Below are 17822 nucleotides of genomic sequence, written 5' to 3' on the forward strand. Positions count from 1 at the left end.
GCAACAGCACGAAGCCCCGGTCGCATCTGCGACCGGGGCCCGCGACAGGCTGTTCTGTCTCACACACCCGAACCTGCGGGCACGGAGTCAGTCGCCTCCGTCCACAGATCCTGCTCGGCGCGATCCGCCTGGATCTGGCGGTACACGAGGAGCCCGCCGATGGCGGCCAGTGCGACCAGGAGAAGCTTCTTCACCGCGCGACCTCGTCTTTCCTTGGCATTGGGGAGTTCTGCTGCCCGACTATACACATCGGCCGATATCGACCGGTGACCTCCCCGCAACCCAACTGGCGCCTATGGAAGAGCGATCGTCGGAAGATTGTGCATCGGCGGCCGACCGGCACGGACGGCCACCGGAGGACCGCCCTGACCCGCCCCGGACACCGCGTTCCGGGACCGGTTGCACCATACGAGTGGTGTTCATCTGAAGAACGGCATATCGGTAGCGTCGGTCCACGAAATCGCGGGCCGGATCCACATCATCAGAAAGGTAAGCAAACCGGACCACCTGAAAGTGAGGGGCCATGAGCACCTTCAAGGCCAAGAGCATCTGGACCGCCTTCATCACCGCGTTCTTCGCACTTCTCGCGTCGCTGGGCCTCGCAAGCGCCGCCACCGCGGCCACGGAAGCCACGGTCACGGAGCCGGCGACCACGAGCCACGAGCACAGGGCCCCGACCGCCGCAACCCCGACCGCCCCGTCGGTGCGATGGACCCTTCCGCGTGACCGGGCACTGCCGCCCACGATGAAGCAGCGCATCCGCGCCGAGGCACACGGCTCCTCACCCGCCGGCCGGACGCTCGCACCTGACACCCTGGACACCGCCCGCGCCACTCACGGCGCCCACGCCGCCCTCGGCCACGCACAGGACCAGGACGGGGCTCCTCTCCCACCCTGAGCGCACAGCGCCTGACACCGCGAGGCCCCTGGACCGGGATTCCCCGGCAGGGGCCTTCTTCATGCCCTGATGCCGGTCGCGGGTGCGGGCGTAGGGGCTTGCTGGCGTGCGGGGCGTGGGCGCGTGCGGGCGTGCGGAACCGCCGCAGGCGTACGGGCGTGCAGGCGTACGGGCTTGCAGGCGTACGGGCTTGCGCTACCGCCTCAGGGCGTACGCCTGCGCGGACCGCCACACCCGTACGCCTGCGGACCACCGTGCCCGGCAGGCCCGGTCGGCAAATCCGCAGGCCCGGTCCGCAGGCCCGGTCCGCAGATCCGCAGGCCCGTCGGACAGACAGATCCGGCAGCCCCGGCCCCCCGCCTCGGCGAATCCCGCCGTCACGCGCCTCGGTGAATCCTGAATCCCGGTGTCACGCGCCTCCGGCGCCTTCGCATCCCCTCCCCGGGAGCGCCTCGCGGAGGCGTGCGCCCCGCTGCGGCATGCCGATACGGCGGAGACGGGGAGCGGGTTCCGGTCGTCGACCGGGGGCGTTCGAAACCGACAGCTCGTGCCTGGCCCCGCGGGGGCCTCCGCCGTCGGAGGCACCGAACACGCAGAGACCCCCAACCATGATCGGTTGGGGGTCTCTGTACTGGTGGGGCTAACAGGATTTGAACCTGTGGCCTCATCCTTATCAGGGATGCGCTCTAACCAACTGAGCTATAGCCCCGCCGCGCTTTTGTGTCGCGCTGACGTGAAGAAGATTAGCGCACGTCGGGGCCAGTCCCAAAATCGATACCCGCGCCGCTACTCGTCCTCGGCCAGCGTGAGCTCGACACCGCCCACGAAGCCGGCCGACAGGTTGTAGATGAAGGAGCCCAGCGTCGCCAGCGCGGTCGCCAGCACCACGTCGATCACCGCGATGACCGAGGTGAAGATCAGCACCCGCGGCAGGGACAGGAACGACTGCAGGTCGAAGCCGTTGCCCTCGTTGGAACCGGTCGCCTCGCTGATGGTGCCGCCCACGGTCTCGAAGACGCCCATCGCGTCCATGACCATCCACAGCACCGCCGACGCGACCACCGTGCAGATGCCGAGCGCGATGGACAGCAGGAAGCTGACCTTCATCACCGACCACGGATCCGCCTTGGCCACGCGCAGACGTGCCTTACGGGTACGCGGAGTCGTCCGCGCCCCCGTGCGGGGTCTGCGGGTCGCCTGGGCCGTTCCTGCGCCCTGCATGGCGCCCTGCCGCCCCCCGTGGGACCGGCCACCCTGGGTCCCGCCCGCAGGGGGCGAGGGGTAGGCCTGCGGCGGGTGGTACGGGCCCGCCTGGCCCGGTGCGGGTTCCCGCTCACCGGGCAACGGCCCGGTCGCGTAACCCTCGTACTGGGGCTGAGGGCCCCGGGTATCCGTCACAGTGCCCCCTTGGGAGTCCGTGGCAGGGCCACGGGCGCCGTTCTCGCCGGCTTCGGAAGCGGCCGAACCGGCGCCCGTGGCTCCACTCACGCTCTACTCCTCGTGCTCCCCGGTCGAGGACGTGTTGCCCTCGACTGTGCCGTCGACCGTGCTCTCGGCAGTCGCGTCGGCCGTGGTGGCCTCAGCTGTCACTGCCTCGGTCGTCTCGCCCTCGGCGTCGGCGGGACCGTCGACCTCTTCGGCCTCGCGACCTGCCTCGGCGTTGCGCGCGATGCCGACGACGGCGTCTCGCTTGCCCAGATTGATCAGTTGGACGCCCATGGTGTCACGGCCCGTCTCCCTGACTTCATTGACTCGCGTACGAATCACACCACCGCCGAGCGTGATGGCGAGGATCTCGTCCGTCTCCTCGACCACCAGCGCGCCGACCAGCGAGCCCCGGTCCTCCACGATCTTGGCGGCCTTGATGCCCAGGCCGCCGCGACCCTGGACGCGGTACTCGTCGACAGGGGTCCGCTTCGCGTACCCGCCGTCAGTGGCAGTGAACACGAAAGTACCGGGCCTGACGACATTCATCGAGAGCAGTTCGTCTCCCTCACGGAAACTCATGCCCTTGACGCCCGAAGTGGCGCGGCCCATCGGGCGCAGCGCATCGTCCGTCGCAGTGAACCTGATCGACTGGGCCTTCCTGCTGATGAGCAGCAGGTCGTCCTCGGACGACACCAGCTCCGCGCCGATCAGCTCGTCGTCGCTGCCGTCGGCCGTCTCGCGCAGGTTGATGGCGATGACGCCGCCGGAACGGGGCGAGTCGTAGTCCTTCAGCGCGGTCTTCTTCACCAGACCGCCCTTCGTGGCCAGGATCAGATACGGCGCGGCGTCGTAGTCGCGGATCGCCAGGATCTGCGCGATCTCCTCGTCCGGCTGGAAGGCCAGCAGGTTCGCCACGTGCTGGCCGCGCGCGTCGCGGCCGGCGTCCGGGAGCTCGTAGGCCTTGGCCCGGTAGACGCGGCCCTTGTTGGTGAAGAACAGCAGCCAGTGGTGCGTCGTCGACACGAAGAAGTGGTCGACGATGTCGTCTTCCTTGAGCTTCGTGCCGCGCACCCCCTTGCCGCCCCGCTTCTGCGAGCGGTAGTCGTCCGTCTTCGTGCGCTTCACATAGCCGCCGCGGGAGATCGTGACGACGATGTCCTCCTCGGCGATCAGGTCCTCGATGGACATGTCGCCGTCGAAGGGCACGAGCTTGGAGCGCCGGTCGTCGCCGAACTTGTCGACGATCGCCGCCAGCTCCTCGCTGACGATCTGCCGCTGCCGCTCGGGCGACACCAGGATCGCGTTGTACTCGTTGATCTTCGCCTGGAGCTCGTCGTGCTCGGCGGTGATCTTCTGGTGCTCCAGCGCGGCCAGCCGGCGCAGCTGCATCTCCAGGATCGCGTTCGCCTGGATCTCGTCGATCTCCAGGAGGCCCATCAGGCCCTCGCGCGCGATCTCCACGGTGTTGCTGCGCCGGATGAGGGCGATGACCTCGTCGATGGCGTCCAGGGCCTTGAGCAGGCCACGCAGGATGTGCGCGCGCTCCTCGGCCTTGCGCAGCCGGAACTTCGTGCGCCGGACGATGACCTCGATCTGGTGCGTCACCCAGTGGCGGATGAACGCGTCGATCGACAGGGTGCGCGGCACCCCGTCCACGAGCGCCAGCATGTTGGCACCGAAGTTGGTCTGCAGATCGGTGTGCTTGTACAGGTTGTTCAGGACGACCTTGGCGACCGCGTCCCGCTTCAGCACGACGACCAGGCGCTGGCCCGTCCGCGACGAGGTCTCGTCGCGGACGTCCGCGATGCCGCCGACCTTGCCGTCCTTGACCAGGTCGGCGATCTTCTGCGCGAGGTTGTCGGGGTTGGTCTGGTACGGAAGCTCCGTCACGACCAGGCACTGGCGGTTCTGGATCTCCTCGACCGCCACGACCGCGCGCATCGTGATCGAGCCACGGCCCGTGCGGTACGCCTCCTCGATGCCCTTGCGGCCCACGACGAGCGCGCCCGTCGGGAAGTCCGGGCCCTTGATCCGCTCCAGGAGAGCGTCCAGGAGCTCTTCCTGCGACGCCTCCGGGTGCTCCAGGTACCACTGGGCGCCGGACGCGACCTCGCGCAGGTTGTGCGGCGGGATGTTGGTCGCCATGCCGACCGCGATGCCCGCCGAACCGTTGATCAGCAGGTTCGGGAAGCGCGCCGGCAGAACCACCGGCTCCTGGTTGCGGCCGTCGTAGTTGTCCTTGAAGTCGACGGTCTCCTCGTCGATGTCACGGACCATCTCCATGGACAGCGGCATCATCTTGCACTCGGTGTACCGCATGGCGGCGGCCGGGTCGTTGCCCGGGGAACCGAAGTTGCCGTTGGAGTCCACCAGCGGCATACGCATCGACCAGTGCTGCGCCAGGCGCACCAGGGCGTCGTAGATCGAGGAGTCGCCGTGCGGGTGGTACGTACCCATGACGTCACCGACGACGCGGGCGCACTTGTAGAAGCCCTTCTCGGGCCGGTAGCCGCCGTCGTACATCGCGTACAGCACCCGGCGGTGGACGGGCTTGAGGCCGTCCCGCACGTCGGGCAGGGCACGCGACACGATGACGGACATCGCGTAGTCGAGGTAGGAGCGCTGCATCTCCGTCTCGAGCCCGACGGGCTCGACACGCATGCCCACGCCCTCGACGGGCGGAACCTCTTCGGGCGTCACGGGGACAGGGGTGTTCTCGTCGGCCATTGCTGGTCAAAGTCCTTTCGCGCTGCGGCTGCGGCTTGCTTGTACGGCCGACTCAGATGTCGAGGAAGCGGACGTCCTTGGCGTTGCGCTGGATGAACGAGCGCCGCGCCTCGACGTCCTCACCCATCAGCACCGAGAACAGGTCGTCGGCCTGCGCCGCGTCGTCGAGCGTGACCTGGCCGAGCACACGGTGGTCGACGTCCATCGTGGTGACACGCAGCTCCTCGGCGTTCATCTCGCCGAGGCCCTTGAAGCGCTGGATCGAGTCTTCCTTGATCCGCTTGCCGTTCTGCTTGCCGAGTGCCACGAGGGCATCGCGCTCGCGGTCCGAGTACGCGTACTCGAAGTCGTCCCGGCCCCACTTGATCTTGTAGAGCGGCGGGCGCGAGAGGTAGACGTGCCCGGCCTCGACCAGCGGTCGCATGAAGCGGAAGAGGAACGTCAGCAGCAGGGTGTTGATGTGCTGACCGTCGACGTCGGCGTCCGCCATCAGAATGATCTTGTGATAACGGAGCTTCTCGATGTCGAAGTCCTCGTGGACCCCGGTGCCGAAGGCCGAGATCAGCGCCTGGACCTCGGTGTTCTGCAGGATCTTGTCGATCCGGGCCTTCTCGACGTTCAGGATCTTGCCGCGGATCGGCAGGATGGCCTGGTACATCGGGTTACGGCCGGACTTCGCCGAACCACCGGCGGAGTCACCCTCGACGATGAAGATCTCGCACTTCGTCGGGTCGTTGGACTGGCAGTCGCTCAGCTTGCCCGGCAGCGAGGCGCTCTCCAGGAGCCCCTTGCGACGGGTCAGGTCACGCGCCTTGCGGGCCGCCACACGGGCGGTCGACGCGGCGATGCCCTTGCGGATGATGTCGGCGGCCTCGTTGGGGTTCCGGTCGAACCAGTCCGTCAGCTGCTCGTGGACGACCTTCTGCACGAAGGTCTTGGCCTCCGTGTTGCCCAGCTTGGTCTTCGTCTGGCCCTCGAACTGCGGCTCGCCGAGCTTGACCGAGATGATCGCCGTCAGACCCTCGCGGACGTCCTCACCGGTGAGGTTGTCGTCCTTCTCGCGCAGCAGCTTCTTGTCTCGCGCGTACCGGTTGACCAGCGAGGTGAGCGCCGCACGGAAGCCCTCCTCGTGCGTACCGCCCTCGTGCGTGTGGATCGCGTTGGCGAAGGAGTAGACACCCTCGCTGTACTGCGTGTTCCACTGCATGGCGATCTCGGCCGAGAGAAGACGGTCCTTGTCCTCGGCCTCGATGTCGATCACTGACTGGTGGATGACATCGCCCTTGCGGGAGTTGAGGTACTTGACGAAGTCGACGATGCCGTTCTCGTAGTGGTACGTGACCGTGCGCGTCGTCTCCTCTTCGGGGACGTCCACCGCCTCGGCGCTGTCCGCACCCGCCGTCGCCTTCGCCGACTCGCGCTCGTCGGTCAGCTTGAGGGTGAGGCCCTTGTTGAGGAAGGCCATCTCCTGGAAGCGCCGCGAGAGGGTCTCGAAGGAGTACTCGGTCGTCTCGAAGATGTCCCCGTCGGCCCAGAAGGTGACCGACGTGCCCGTCTCGTCGGTGGCCTCGTTACGGGCCAGCGGGGCGGTCGGGACGCCGAGCTTGTAGTCCTGGGTCCAGCGGTAGCCGTCCGTCTTGACCTCGACGGCCACGCGGGTGGACAGCGCGTTGACCACGGAGACACCGACGCCGTGCAGACCACCGGAGACGGCGTAGCCGCCGCCGCCGAACTTGCCGCCTGCGTGCAGCACGGTGAGGACGACCTCGACGGCCGGCTTGCCCTCGGACGGCACGATGCCGACCGGGATGCCACGGCCGTTGTCGATCACGCGCACCCCGCCGTCGGCGAGGATCGTGACGTCGATGGCGTTTGCGTGCCCGGCCATCGCCTCGTCGACCGAGTTGTCGACGACCTCTTGTACGAGGTGGTGGAGACCACGCTCACCGGTCGAACCGATGTACATGCCAGGCCGCTTGCGGACCGCGTCCAGACCCTCCAGCACGGTGATCGCGCTGGCGTCGTACGAGGCTTTCACCTCACCCGAAGCCTTCTGCTCGGCCTTCACCTCGGCCGGGGCGGGAGCAGCGCTGCTCTCACCGGGGGTGGACGGAATGTTCTCGTTGGGGTTGCCGGAATCGGCCACGAAGCGCCCTTTCTGGCACAGCACAGGCCGTTCTCCGGGCAGGCGGGAGCGGCTGCGTCGTTCGGCTTGTATCGACGAATCCCGCAAGGACGCGGGATTGTCCACCAGTCTACCGGTAGCGCCGACCCGAATGGGGGTTTGCCGGTACCTGAGTCCGCATGTGCCGCCCTGAATGAGCGCCTGACGACTCCCCATATTCGGGAAGGGGCCTCAAGAGGCTCACACGGGCATTGAGCGCTTCTGCCTGTCAGCCTCCCACTACGGTGAGGGACACCCGCTCGCCGCCACATGGCTGCAACCACCACATACTCCCGCCACAGGGGCAACGGAGTCATCGGCGACAAGCAGGGCACACCACACCCCGGGCCTCGCGCGCACAGCAGGGGGATCACGGTGGACCGGAAGGAGAATTGCCGCCCGCCAGCCGGAAAAGACCAGGTCAGGCGCGGTTGTCAGGAGGTGTCATCCGTAGGTGTCGCCCGGGCCGGTACTCCCCGGCGCGCGCAGCGGACCGTATCTGCGGGCCGGTCCTCCCGGTCCCAGGACCTTGATCATCCGCACGGTGCCGTGCCCGAGATCCGCGTTCAGCCGGGCCACCAGCTGCGGTGCCAGCAATCTGAGCTGCGTCGCCCACGCCGTGGAGTCGCACTGCACCGTGAGCACCCGCTCGTCGGGGGCCTCGTCATAACGCAAAGGCACACAGTGATTGGCCAGATCGTCACCCACGATCTGCGGCCAGCGGCCCATCACACCGCCCACCGCGGCCGGCGTCTCCCAGCCGCGCTCGGTGATCAGACGGTTGATCGCGGCCCCCAGCGGCAACGGATCCCGGCCGTCCGCCCGCGCACCGGAACGCAGCCCGCCGCCCCGCCGGGCCTGCTTCTTCTGCTGCGCGGCCGCACCGCGCGCCTTCGCCTGCTCCTTCGCCGCGCGCAGGGCCACCCGCGCCAGGTCCACACCCGAGGGCTCCGGCTGCTTCGCCGGGTCCCCGGCCGGGTCCTTGCCGCCCCCGTCGCCGCTCACAGCCGCTCCACCTCACCGGCGGACACCGCGTACCGCGTACCGGCGAGCACCCCGGGGACGTCGTCGTCCACCGCGGCCGTCACCAGCACCTGCTCGCCGGGGGCCACCAGCTCGGCCAGCCGCTCCCGGCGCCGGGCGTCCAGCTCGGCGAAGACGTCGTCCAGCACCAGCACCGGTTCGTTGCCCTCGGAGCGCAGCAGATCGTACGAGGCCAGCCGCAGGGCCAGCGCGTACGACCAGGACTCCCCATGGCTCGCGTACCCCTTGGCGGGCATCCCGCGCAGGCCCAGGACCAGGTCGTCGCGGTGCGGGCCGACCAGCGTCACGCCCCGCTCGATCTCCTGCTTGCGCACCTCGGCGAGGGCCGCGATCAGCTGCGCGTACAGCTCCTCGCGCGTGCGGGCCGGCTCCACCTCGGCGCCCACCGAGCTCCGGTACTCCAGCGTCACCGGACCGCCGCCCGGCGCCACGTCCGCGTACGCCTTGTCGGCCAGCGGCTGCAGCGTCGCGATCAGGTCCAGCCGCTGCGCCAGCAGTTCGGCGCCCACCCGGCCCAGATGCTGGTCCCACACGTCGAGCGTCGACAGGTCCATGGACCGTCCGCCGTGCCGGCGCGCCATCGCCGCGGACTTCAGGAGCGTGTTGCGCTGTTTCAGCACCCGTTCGTAGTCGGAGCGCACCCCGGCCATCCGCGGCGAACGCGCGGTGACCAGCTCGTCCAGGAACCGCCGGCGTTCTCCGGGGTCGCCCTTGACCAGCGCGAGATCCTCCGGAGCGAACAGCACCGTGCGCACTATTCCCAGTACGTCACGAGGCCTGACCTGCGAGGATCTATTGATCCGGGCACGGTTGGCCTTGCCCGGATTCAGCTCCAGCTCGACCAGCTGGGACCGTTCGCCCTGGGTGACGGCCGCCCTGATGACAGCCCGCTCGGCCCCCATGCGCACGAGAGGAGCGTCGGAGGAGACGCGGTGGCTGCCGAGCGTCGCGAGATAGCCGACCGCCTCGACGAGATTGGTCTTCCCCTGGCCGTTGGCCCCCACGAACGCGGTGACGCCCGGGTCGAGAGGCACCTCGACCCGGGCGTACGAGCGGAAGTCGGCCAGCGACAGATGCGTGACATGCATGGTGTACGCCGACCTTCCCGGCTTCCTGCTCCGTGCTGCGGGACGGACCGTCCGGTCCGTCCCGCCCCTCGTTGCGGTTACTGCTTGTGCGCGCGACCGCTGCTTCTCGTCGGTCCCGCTACTTCTTGTTCTCGACCGCGTGGCCGCCGAACTGGTTGCGCAGCGCGGCGATCATCTTCATCTGCGGGGAGTCGTCCTGGCGCGAGGCGAAACGCGCGAAGAGCGACGCGGTGATCGCGGGCAGCGGCACGGCGTTGTCGATGGCCGCTTCCACGGTCCAGCGGCCCTCACCGGAGTCGGCGGCGAAGCCACGGAGCTGGTCCAGGTGCTCGTCGTCGTCCAGCGCGTTGACCGCCAGGTCGAGCAGCCAGGAACGGATGACCGTGCCCTCCTGCCAGGAGCGGAAGACCTCGCGCACGTCGGTGACGGAGTCGACCTTCTCCAGGAGCTCCCAGCCCTCGGCGTAGGCCTGCATCATGGCGTACTCGATGCCGTTGTGAACCATCTTCGCGAAGTGGCCGGCGCCGACCTTGCCCGCGTGGACGGAACCGAACTCGCCCTCGGGCTTCAGGGCGTCGAAGACCGGCTGGACCTTCGCGACGTGCTCGGCGTCACCGCCGTACATGAGCGCGTAGCCGTTCTCCAGGCCCCAGACACCGCCGGAGACTCCGCAGTCGACGAAGCCGATGCCCTTGATGCCCAGCTCGACGGCGTGCTTCTCGTCGTCGGTCCAGCGGGAGTTCCCGCCGTCCACCACGATGTCGCCGGGCGAGAGCAGCTCGGCGAGCTCGTCGACCGTGGACTGGGTCGCGGCACCTGCCGGGACCATCACCCACACGACGCGGGGGCCCTTGAGCTTGCCCACAAGCTCTTCGAGGCTGTGGACATCGGCGACGTCCGGGTTGCGGTCGTAACCGATGACGGTGTGGCCGGCGCGGCGGATGCGCTCGCGCATGTTGCCGCCCATCTTGCCGAGGCCGACGAGACCGAGCTCCATCAGAGATTCCTTAAGCGTTGTGCCGATTCGTACCCGAGACCGAGCCTACGCCCGGCAGGGGACAGGACGCCGGGCATGCTCGGCGCTGAACGTGCCCGTCGGGTCCTGCCGCCGTTCCTTGAGCGTCGGCAGGACCGGTGGCCGGATCAGCCGGAGAGGCGGACCGGCATGATCAGGTACTTGTACGCTTCGTCCGCTTCGGCGTCCACGGCCGGGCGGCCGCTGAGCAGCGCGGGCTTGGTGGACGTCGTGAAGGAGAGCTGCGCGACCGGGGAGTCGATGGCGCTCAGGCCGTCGAGCAGGAAGGTCGGGTTGAAGGCGATCGAGATGTCGTCGCCCTCCAGCACCGAGTCGACGCGCTCCACAGCCTGTGCGTCGTCGCTGGAACCCGCTTCCAGGATCAGGACGCCCTGCTCGAAGCTGAGCCGCACCGGAGTGTTCCGCTCGGCCACCAGGGCCACGCGCTTGACGGCCTCGACGAACGGGGCCGTCTCGATGACCGCGACCGAGTTGAACTCGGTGGGGAAGAGCGTGCGGTACTTCGGCAGATCGCCTTCGAGCAGTCGGGTGGTCGTACGCCGGCCCGCACCCTCGAAACCGATGAGCCCCTCACCGGCACCGGAGCCCGACAGCGCCAGCGTCACCGTGTCACCACTGGTCAGCGCCTTGGCGGTGTCCAGCAGCGTCTTGGCGGGCACCAGCGCGACGGCGGAGGCGTCGGCGTTCTCCGGCTTCCACAGGAACTCGCGGACCGCGAAGCGGTAACGGTCGGTGGAGGCGAGGGTGACGGTGTCGCCCTCGATCTCGATGCGCACACCGGTGAGCACGGGCAGCGTGTCGTCGCGGCCCGCCGCGATGGCGACCTGGGCGGCTGCCGAGGCGAAGACCTCACCGGGCACGGTGCCGGTCGCGGTCGGCATCTGCGGAAGGGCGGGGTACTCCTCCACAGGAAGGGTGTGGAGTGTGAAGCGCGAGGAGCCGCAGGCCACGGTCGCCCGTACACCGTCTGTGGAAATCTCCACCGGCCGGTTGGGCAGGGCGCGACAGATATCGGCGAGCAGGCGGCCGGAGACGAGCACCGTGCCGTCCTCCTCGATCTCGGCGTCCACCGAGACCCGGGCCGAGACCTCGTAGTCGAAGCTCGAGAAGCTGAGGGCTCCGTCCTCAGCCTTCAGCAGAAGGCCCGCAAGAACGGGCGCCGGCGGACGGGCCGGGAGGCTACGGGCCACCCAGGCCACAGCCTCCGCGAGTACATCGCGCTCCACCCGGATCTTCACCGGAACCGCCTCCTGCTGTTGCTCGCTCGCCCTGCTGGCCTTCGTCGTCTGGTCGGGTCGCTCCACCGATGCCGGGGGGAGGACGCCGGGGACCAGTCTGACGTACGGCACCGACACTCGGTGCTGCTCGGGGTCAAGTCGCGACAAGAGGTTCGGGGAGCTCCGGCGCCGAGTTGTGCACAGCCCCCACTTCGAAGCGGATTCCGGGCTAACTATAGGTGGCAGTAGTAGTAGGGCCTGTGGAAACGGTGGATAACGTCGTTTTCGCAGGTCAGGCCCACTTTTTTGTCCACCGACCCTGTGGGTGGCACCGGTGGACAACCCGGTGTTTCTGTGGACACCCGAAAGTTGTGCACACCCGATACACAGGGCAGGGGGGTTTCTCCCCAGGGCTGTCCCCAGCTTTACCCACGTTCCCCACAGCCCAACCGACCCTCTTGGTGTGACGCCTTTCACTCGCGGCGGTGAAAGCGGGTGTCGCGTTGCCGAACAGTGGACAGCGGTGTGGAGAAGCCCGTCCTTCCTGGGGAAAACGACCACCGGCCTGTGGGCCGTCGGTGGACAACCGCGGCGGGCCCCTGTGGGCGAAAAACTTGTCCACAGGCTGTGGATCATTGTTGACCACAAATCCCCAGCCCTCTGAGCTGGCCTGATGGAGTATCGGCTGGCGCGCCTGTGGAAGCAGTATGGACAACTTTTGGATCCCCAGGCTGTGGAGGGAGGATTCTCCCCAGATCTGTGGAGAACAGCCCTTCCACAGCGGGGATTCGAACAGTGTGGGAGGTCAGGGGGCCTGCTCGATCCCCTGAGGAACGGTCAGAGAAGGCCGATCGGGCCGCTCGTGGAGGGTCCCGCGTGCCCCTCACCGCGGGTCTCGGCGACGCAGAGCAGCTCTCACAGCAACGCAGGCAGCCCTCGCGGCGGCGTATGACAGCTCTTATGGCGGCACAAGGCAGCTTCCGCGGCGGCGCACGGCAGCTCCCGTGGGCGACATCGGGCAGCTCCCACGGCGTCGTACGACGCCTTTTGTGGCGGCACAGGGCAGCTCTCCGGCGATCTACCGGGCTCCTGCGATGGCGTGCGGTCGGCCGCCGGGCTGTCCCAGCCGCTTCCTGACCCGCCTTTCCGACCCGCTTCCCGGGAATGCGGAAGGGCGCTCCGCAGACTCCCTGGGAGTCTGCGGAGCGCCCTTCTCGTCGGTGCCTGGTGGCGTGTGCCGGCGACGTTGCGGGAGCTCGTCAGCCGTTCTTGATGCGGTTGGTGAGCTCGGTGACCTGGTTGTAGATGGAGCGCCGCTCCGCCATCAGCGCGCGGATCTTGCGGTCGGCATGCATCACCGTCGTGTGGTCCCGGCCACCGAACTGCGCACCGATCTTGGGAAGCGACAGATCCGTCAGTTCACGGCACAGGTACATGGCGATCTGGCGCGCCGTCACCAGCACTCGGCTCCGGGAGGATCCACAGAGATCCTCCACCGTAAGACCGAAGTAGTCGGCGGTCGCCGCCATGATGGCCGTCGCCGTGATCTCCGGCGCCGAGTCCTCACCGCCCGGGATCAGATCCTTCAGCACGATCTCGGTCAGCCCGAGGTCCACCGGCTGACGGTTGAGGCTGGCGAAGGCCGTCACCCGGATGAGAGCGCCCTCCAGCTCACGGATGTTGCGGGAGATGCGGGAGGCGATGAACTCCAGCACCTCGGGCGGGGCGTTGAGCTGCTCCTGCACGGCCTTCTTGCGGAGGATCGCGATGCGCGTCTCCAGCTCGGGAGGCTGCACATCGGTGGTCAGGCCCCACTCGAAACGATTCCGCAGCCGGTCCTCCAGGGTCACCAGCTGCTTGGGCGGGCGGTCCGAGGACAGCACGATCTGCTTGTTGGCGTTGTGGAGCGTATTGAAGGTGTGGAAGAACTCCTCCTGCGTCGACTCCTTGCTCGCCAGGAACTGGATGTCGTCGACCAGCAGGATGTCGACATCGCGGTACCGCTTGCGGAAGGTGTCGCCCTTGCCGTCGCGGATCGAGTTGATGAACTCGTTGGTGAACTCCTCCGAGCTCACGTACCGCACCCGAGTGCCCGGATAGAGGCTCCGCGCGTAGTGGCCGATGGCATGCAGCAGGTGGGTCTTGCCGAGCCCCGACTCTCCGTAGATGAAGAGCGGGTTGTACGCCTTCGCGGGCGCTTCGGCCACCGCGACGGCCGCGGCGTGGGCGAAGCGGTTGGACGCCCCGATGACGAAGGTGTCGAAGAGGTACTTCGGGTTCAGCCGGGCGTGCGGTTCGCCGGGGCCGGGCGCCGGTGAGGGCTGTGCGCCCATCGGGCCGGTGCCGCCGCCGGGACGTCCGGTGCCGGCACCCTGCCGGTGCGGGGGCTCCTGCATGTCGTGGCGCTCGGGGCGCTGCGACTCGTACCCCTGGCGCTCGGGAGGCTGCGGACGGTAGTCGTGCTGGGGCTGCTGCTGGGGGCGGCCGCCGTACGGCTCGCGCCACTGGTCGGCCGACGTGTCGCGGTCCTGGAACCCGCCGAGCCGGGGCTGCTGCCAGGACAGGTCTTCCTGGGTACGCGGCCAGGCGCCGGGCTCGGGGCGCTGCTGCTGGTAGTCGGGGTAGGCGGGACGGGCCGTCGGCATGCCGTCGTCCGAGGGCCGGTGACCGTAACCGTCGTAGGCGTCGTTGTGCTGACGCTCGTCGTGCTGAGGCCCCTGATAGCGGTGCTGCGGCTGCTGGGACTGGTGCATCGGGGGCGCCGGCGGGTTCGGCGGTTCGCCCGCGGAGTCGTCGACCGTGATCGCGATCCGGATCGGCCGGCCGCATTCGCGGCTCAGCGTCTCGCTGATGAGCGGGGCGAGCCGGCCCTCCAGGACGCGCTTGCCCCATTCATTGGGGACGGCGAGCAGCGCGGTGTCGGCGACCAGGGCGAGCGGCTGACACCGCTCGATCCACTGCTTGTCCTTCGGCTCGATGCCCTGCTGGCCCTCCCCGAGGAGCTGCTCCAGCACGCGTGGCCACACTGCGGCAAGATCGGCAGGTACGTCAGCCACAAGGCACGCTCTCTCGCTGGTCCCACGAATGTGTGTTTCTCGGGACGTATGGGTCGGGATGGGTGAGGACCGGCAGGCGGGAAGAAAAAGAACCGGGGTTCAGCCACGGTAGGCGGGCCGACCCATGCGGTTCAAGTCGTTGTCCACAGGCTGTGCACAATGGGGGGTCCGACAGGGTCGGTTTGACCGGATGGCGTAGCCGCGCGTACCGTGACCAGGTCGAGTTGTCGATGGCTGCTGCCGCCTGCCTCCGATGGGCAAAGATCACGATCTGTGATTGTGAAGCGGTGCAACTAGGGCGTTTACGCGAGTCTCTCGTGGGCGCACGGTGACAGCCAGGCGATGTCCCGCCAATACACGATCATTACTGGAGCCCCCGAGTGAGCAAGCGCACCTTCCAGCCGAACAACCGTCGTCGCGCGAAGACCCACGGCTTCCGTCTGCGTATGCGGACCCGTGCCGGCCGCGCGATTCTCGCGTCCCGCCGTGGCAAGGGCCGCGCCAGCCTGTCCGCCTGATCGCGTACAGGTCGTCATGACGTGCTGCCTACCGAGAATCGGCTGAGGCGGCGCGAGGACTTCGCGACCGCGGTACGACGAGGACGCAGGGCAGGCCGCCCTCTACTCGTCGTCCATCTACGCAGCGGTGCAACGGACCCGCACGTGACTGGGGAGACTGCTCCCCCGCCGCGTGCGGGTTTCGTTGTCAGCAAAGCAGTGGGTGGCGCGGTCGTCCGCACAGCGGTGAAGCGAAGGCTTCGCCATCTGGTCCGAGAACGGCTTGCCCTGCTGCCCCCCGGTAGCCTGGTTGTCGTACGCGCGTTGCCCGGTTCGGGTGACGCCGACCATGAACAGCTGGCCCGAGACCTGGACGCCGCGCTTCAGCGGCTACTGGGAGGGGGCGCGCGATGAAGTACCCGCTGCTGGCTCTCATCAAGCTGTACCAGTGGACGATCAGCCCACTTCTCGGGCCTGTCTGCCGTTACTACCCGTCGTGTTCCCACTATGGATATACGGCGATCGACCGGCACGGAGCGATCAAGGGAACAGCGCTGACAGCCTGGCGCATCCTGCGATGCAATCCGTGGTCACCCGGCGGCGTGGATCACGTCCCACCACGCAAACGTCCGCGTTGGCACGAGTTGCTGCGTAGTGCCCTACGCGGCAGCAAGGGCGGGGACTCCGCCGCTGATGTGCCTCCCGGGAGGTCGGCCACCGATCTCCCGAGCTCGGCCGCAGAGACTTCGCCCAATGCTCAAGGAGCCTGATTAGTGGACACGATTGCCAGTCTGTTCAGCTTCATCACGTGGCCCGTTTCCTGGGTCATCGTCCAGTTCCACAAGTTGTACGGGGCGATCTTCGGCCCTGACACGGGATGGGCCTGGGGTCTTTCCATCGTGTCCCTCGTGGTGCTGATCCGTATCTGCCTGATCCCGCTGTTCGTCAAGCAGATCAAGTCGACGCGGAACATGCAGGTGCTCCAGCCGAAGATGAAGGCGATCCAGGAGCGCTACAAGAGCGATAAGCAGCGTCAGTCCGAAGAGATGATGAAGCTGTACAAGGAGACGGGTACCAACCCGCTCTCCTCGTGCCTTCCGATCATCGCGCAGTCGCCGTTCTTCTTCGCCCTTTACCACGTGCTCTCGGCCATCGCGTCGAACAAGAAGATCGGTGTCATCGACCAGTCGCTGCTGGACAGCGCACGTCAGGCGCACATCTTCGGTGCCCCGCTCGCTGCCAAGTTCATGGACAGCGCGGAGAAGGTCGAAGCGCTGGGCGCCTCGCTCGTGGACGTCCGGATCGTCACCGCGGTCATGATCGTGATGATGTCGGCCTCGCAGTTCTTCACGCAGCGCCAGCTGATGACGAAGAACGTCGACCTGACGGTCAAGACGCCGTACATGCAGCAGCAGAAGATGCTCATGTACATCTTCCCGCTGATCTTCGCCGTCATGGGTATCAACTTCCCCGTCGGTGTCCTCGTCTACTGGCTCACCACGAACGTCTGGACCATGGGTCAGCAGATGTACGTGATCAACCAGAACCCGACCCCGGGCAGCAAGGCGCAGGAGCAGTACCTCGGCCGTCTCCTGAAGAGCGTCACCGCTCACGGTGAGGTGCGGGGACGGACCAGGCGCAACACGGTCAAGCGGATCGCGGTCAAGGGTCCGGACCGTAATGACATCGAGCGGAAGTTCGTCACGGGACTGGCCAAGCTCGGCCTGGCCCCGCAGGAGGACGGCTCGGTGGTCAAGAGCGATACGGCCGTGGCCGAGGCCGAGGGCGGAGCCGCGCAGCGGCGTCAGCAGCCCAAGCGCCAGACGAAGGCGAAGCGCCAGACCGCGGCAGGCCACCCGGCCGGGGCCAAGGACACCGATTCCGGCGAGGCCGAATCCGAGTCCAAGACCTCCCTGCAGAAGAGTGCACCGCAGGACGACAAGTCCAAGCCGGCGGGCAAGCCCGCGTCCGGCTCCTCACGCCAAGCCAAGTCCGGACAGCGCAAGGGCCCGCAGCGGCCCAAGCACCCGTCCAAGAAGTAAGAAGGAGTCCATCCGTGACGGAAGGCACCACCTCCACGGCCGCTGAGGGCAGCGACACCTTGACCCGTCTCGAGCAGGAAGGGGAGATCGCAGCGGACTACCTTGAGGGCCTGCTCGACATCGCCGACCTGGACGGCGACATCGACATGGACGTCGAGGCGGACCGGGCCGCGGTCTCGATCATCAGCGATTCGGCACGTGAACTGCAGAAGCTCGTGGGTCGCGACGGTGAGGTGCTGGAGGCACTTCAGGAGCTGACGCGGCTGGCCGTGCACCGGGAGACCGGTGACCGGAGCCGTCTGATGCTGGACATCGGCGGCTTCCGGGCCAAGAAGCGCACGGAGCTTGCCGAGCTGGGTGCCAAGGCCGCGGACGAGGTCAAGAACACCGGTGAGCCGGTGAAGCTGGACCCGATGACGCCGTTCGAGCGCAAGGTCGTACACGACGCGGTTGCGGCCGCAGGTCTGCGCAGCGAGTCGGAGGGCGAGGAGCCGCAGCGCTTCGTCGTCGTCCTTCCGGCCTGACCGGACCCTCTCTTGTCGGCCCCGTCTGTTCGCAGACGGGGCCGATCTTTGTCAGCCTGATAGTCAGCCACCCATGGTGCGGTGATGCGGTATGGAAGGAC

Annotated in this window: 15 protein-coding genes and 1 tRNA gene; 6 read left to right on the forward strand and 10 right to left on the reverse strand. The window is 67.8% G+C overall.

The window, feature by feature from the left end; all coding sequences use genetic code 11:
- Nucleotides 1-59 precede the first annotated feature (59 nt).
- A complete protein-coding gene (locus tag ACGFZA_RS23635; protein WP_003958712.1) occupies nucleotides 60-194 on the reverse strand; it encodes a DLW-39 family protein in 135 nt (44 codons plus the stop codon).
- 329 nt (nucleotides 195-523) lie between these two features.
- Here ACGFZA_RS23635 and ACGFZA_RS23640 point away from each other — a divergent pair, with 329 nt between their 5' ends.
- The gene (locus ACGFZA_RS23640; protein ID WP_385277771.1) at nucleotides 524-898 is read left to right on the forward strand and encodes a DUF6344 domain-containing protein; all 375 of its coding nucleotides are present in this window, start codon (nucleotides 524-526) and stop codon (nucleotides 896-898) included.
- 632 nt (nucleotides 899-1530) lie between these two features.
- Here the strand turns inward: ACGFZA_RS23640 and ACGFZA_RS23645 are convergent.
- The 9 genes from ACGFZA_RS23645 to dnaA all read right to left on the reverse strand — a co-directional run bounded on the left by ACGFZA_RS23645 (nucleotide 1531) and on the right by dnaA (nucleotide 14658).
- A tRNA-Ile gene (locus tag ACGFZA_RS23645) sits at nucleotides 1531-1607 on the reverse strand.
- A 77-nt stretch (nucleotides 1608-1684) separates the two neighbouring features.
- Entirely contained in the window at nucleotides 1685-2296 is a 612-nt protein-coding gene (locus tag ACGFZA_RS23650) for a DUF3566 domain-containing protein (protein WP_385277560.1), read from the reverse strand.
- A 93-nt stretch (nucleotides 2297-2389) separates the two neighbouring features.
- The gene (gyrA, locus tag ACGFZA_RS23655) at nucleotides 2390-5053 is read right to left on the reverse strand and encodes a DNA gyrase subunit A (protein WP_385277562.1); all 2664 of its coding nucleotides are present in this window, start codon (nucleotides 5051-5053) and stop codon (nucleotides 2390-2392) included.
- A 52-nt stretch (nucleotides 5054-5105) separates the two neighbouring features.
- Complete coding sequence (gene gyrB / locus ACGFZA_RS23660; RefSeq protein ID WP_385277564.1) at nucleotides 5106-7223, reverse strand: DNA topoisomerase (ATP-hydrolyzing) subunit B; 2118 nt, start codon at nucleotides 7221-7223, stop codon at nucleotides 5106-5108.
- A gap of 438 nt (nucleotides 7224-7661) precedes the next feature.
- Entirely contained in the window at nucleotides 7662-8222 is a 561-nt protein-coding gene (locus ACGFZA_RS23665) for a DUF721 domain-containing protein (protein ID WP_385277566.1), read from the reverse strand.
- The gene (gene recF, locus ACGFZA_RS23670) at nucleotides 8219-9349 is read right to left on the reverse strand and encodes a DNA replication/repair protein RecF (RefSeq protein ID WP_385277568.1); all 1131 of its coding nucleotides are present in this window, start codon (nucleotides 9347-9349) and stop codon (nucleotides 8219-8221) included. Before recF ends, ACGFZA_RS23665 begins: the two co-directional genes overlap by 4 nt.
- Before the next feature lie 118 nt (nucleotides 9350-9467).
- Nucleotides 9468-10346 (reverse strand): phosphogluconate dehydrogenase (NAD(+)-dependent, decarboxylating), encoded by an 879-nt coding sequence (gene gnd, locus ACGFZA_RS23675; protein WP_326737411.1) that lies wholly within the window; start codon nucleotides 10344-10346, stop codon nucleotides 9468-9470.
- Nucleotides 10347-10492: 146 nt separating this feature from the next.
- Nucleotides 10493-11623 (reverse strand): DNA polymerase III subunit beta, encoded by a 1131-nt coding sequence (gene dnaN, locus ACGFZA_RS23680; RefSeq protein ID WP_385277726.1) that lies wholly within the window; start codon nucleotides 11621-11623, stop codon nucleotides 10493-10495.
- Between the two features lie 1238 nt (nucleotides 11624-12861).
- The gene (gene dnaA, locus ACGFZA_RS23685; protein ID WP_385277571.1) at nucleotides 12862-14658 is read right to left on the reverse strand and encodes a chromosomal replication initiator protein DnaA; all 1797 of its coding nucleotides are present in this window, start codon (nucleotides 14656-14658) and stop codon (nucleotides 12862-12864) included.
- Between the two features lie 380 nt (nucleotides 14659-15038).
- Between dnaA and rpmH the strand changes: the two genes are divergently transcribed.
- The 5 genes from rpmH to ACGFZA_RS23710 are packed head-to-tail and all read left to right on the forward strand — an operon-like array spanning nucleotide 15039 to nucleotide 17721.
- A complete protein-coding gene (gene rpmH / locus ACGFZA_RS23690; protein WP_010985740.1) occupies nucleotides 15039-15176 on the forward strand; it encodes a 50S ribosomal protein L34 in 138 nt (45 codons plus the stop codon).
- Between the two features lie 21 nt (nucleotides 15177-15197).
- Nucleotides 15198-15569: a ribonuclease P protein component gene (gene rnpA / locus ACGFZA_RS23695; RefSeq protein WP_148019659.1), complete on the forward strand. Its 372-nt coding sequence runs from the start codon at nucleotides 15198-15200 to the stop codon at nucleotides 15567-15569.
- A complete protein-coding gene (gene yidD, locus ACGFZA_RS23700) occupies nucleotides 15566-15925 on the forward strand; it encodes a membrane protein insertion efficiency factor YidD (protein ID WP_393681696.1) in 360 nt (119 codons plus the stop codon). The genes rnpA and yidD overlap by 4 nt, the downstream gene beginning before the upstream one ends.
- Before the next feature lie 3 nt (nucleotides 15926-15928).
- Entirely contained in the window at nucleotides 15929-17197 is a 1269-nt protein-coding gene (gene yidC, locus ACGFZA_RS23705) for a membrane protein insertase YidC (protein WP_393681698.1), read from the forward strand.
- A 14-nt stretch (nucleotides 17198-17211) separates the two neighbouring features.
- Entirely contained in the window at nucleotides 17212-17721 is a 510-nt protein-coding gene (locus ACGFZA_RS23710) for a R3H domain-containing nucleic acid-binding protein (RefSeq protein ID WP_326737415.1), read from the forward strand.
- The last annotated feature ends 101 nt before the right edge of the window (nucleotides 17722-17822 follow it).

Source organism: Streptomyces sp. NPDC048211, from assembly GCF_043202315.1.
In the GTDB taxonomy this organism is placed as follows: domain Bacteria; phylum Actinomycetota; class Actinomycetes; order Streptomycetales; family Streptomycetaceae; genus Streptomyces.

What these genes read in the sequence shown, in the direction of transcription:
- ACGFZA_RS23640 (WP_385277771.1), top strand. Translation starts at nt 524, where the DNA reads ATGAGCACCTTCAAGGCCAAGAGCATCTGGACCGCCTTCATCACCGCG.
- gyrA (WP_385277562.1), bottom strand. Translation starts at nt 5,053, where the DNA reads ATGGCCGACGAGAACACCCCTGTCCCCGTGACGCCCGAAGAGGTTCCG.
- yidD (WP_393681696.1), top strand. Translation starts at nt 15,566, where the DNA reads ATGAAGTACCCGCTGCTGGCTCTCATCAAGCTGTACCAGTGGACGATC.
- recF (WP_385277568.1), bottom strand. Translation starts at nt 9,349, where the DNA reads ATGCATGTCACGCATCTGTCGCTGGCCGACTTCCGCTCGTACGCCCGG.
- gnd (WP_326737411.1), bottom strand. Translation starts at nt 10,346, where the DNA reads ATGGAGCTCGGTCTCGTCGGCCTCGGCAAGATGGGCGGCAACATGCGC.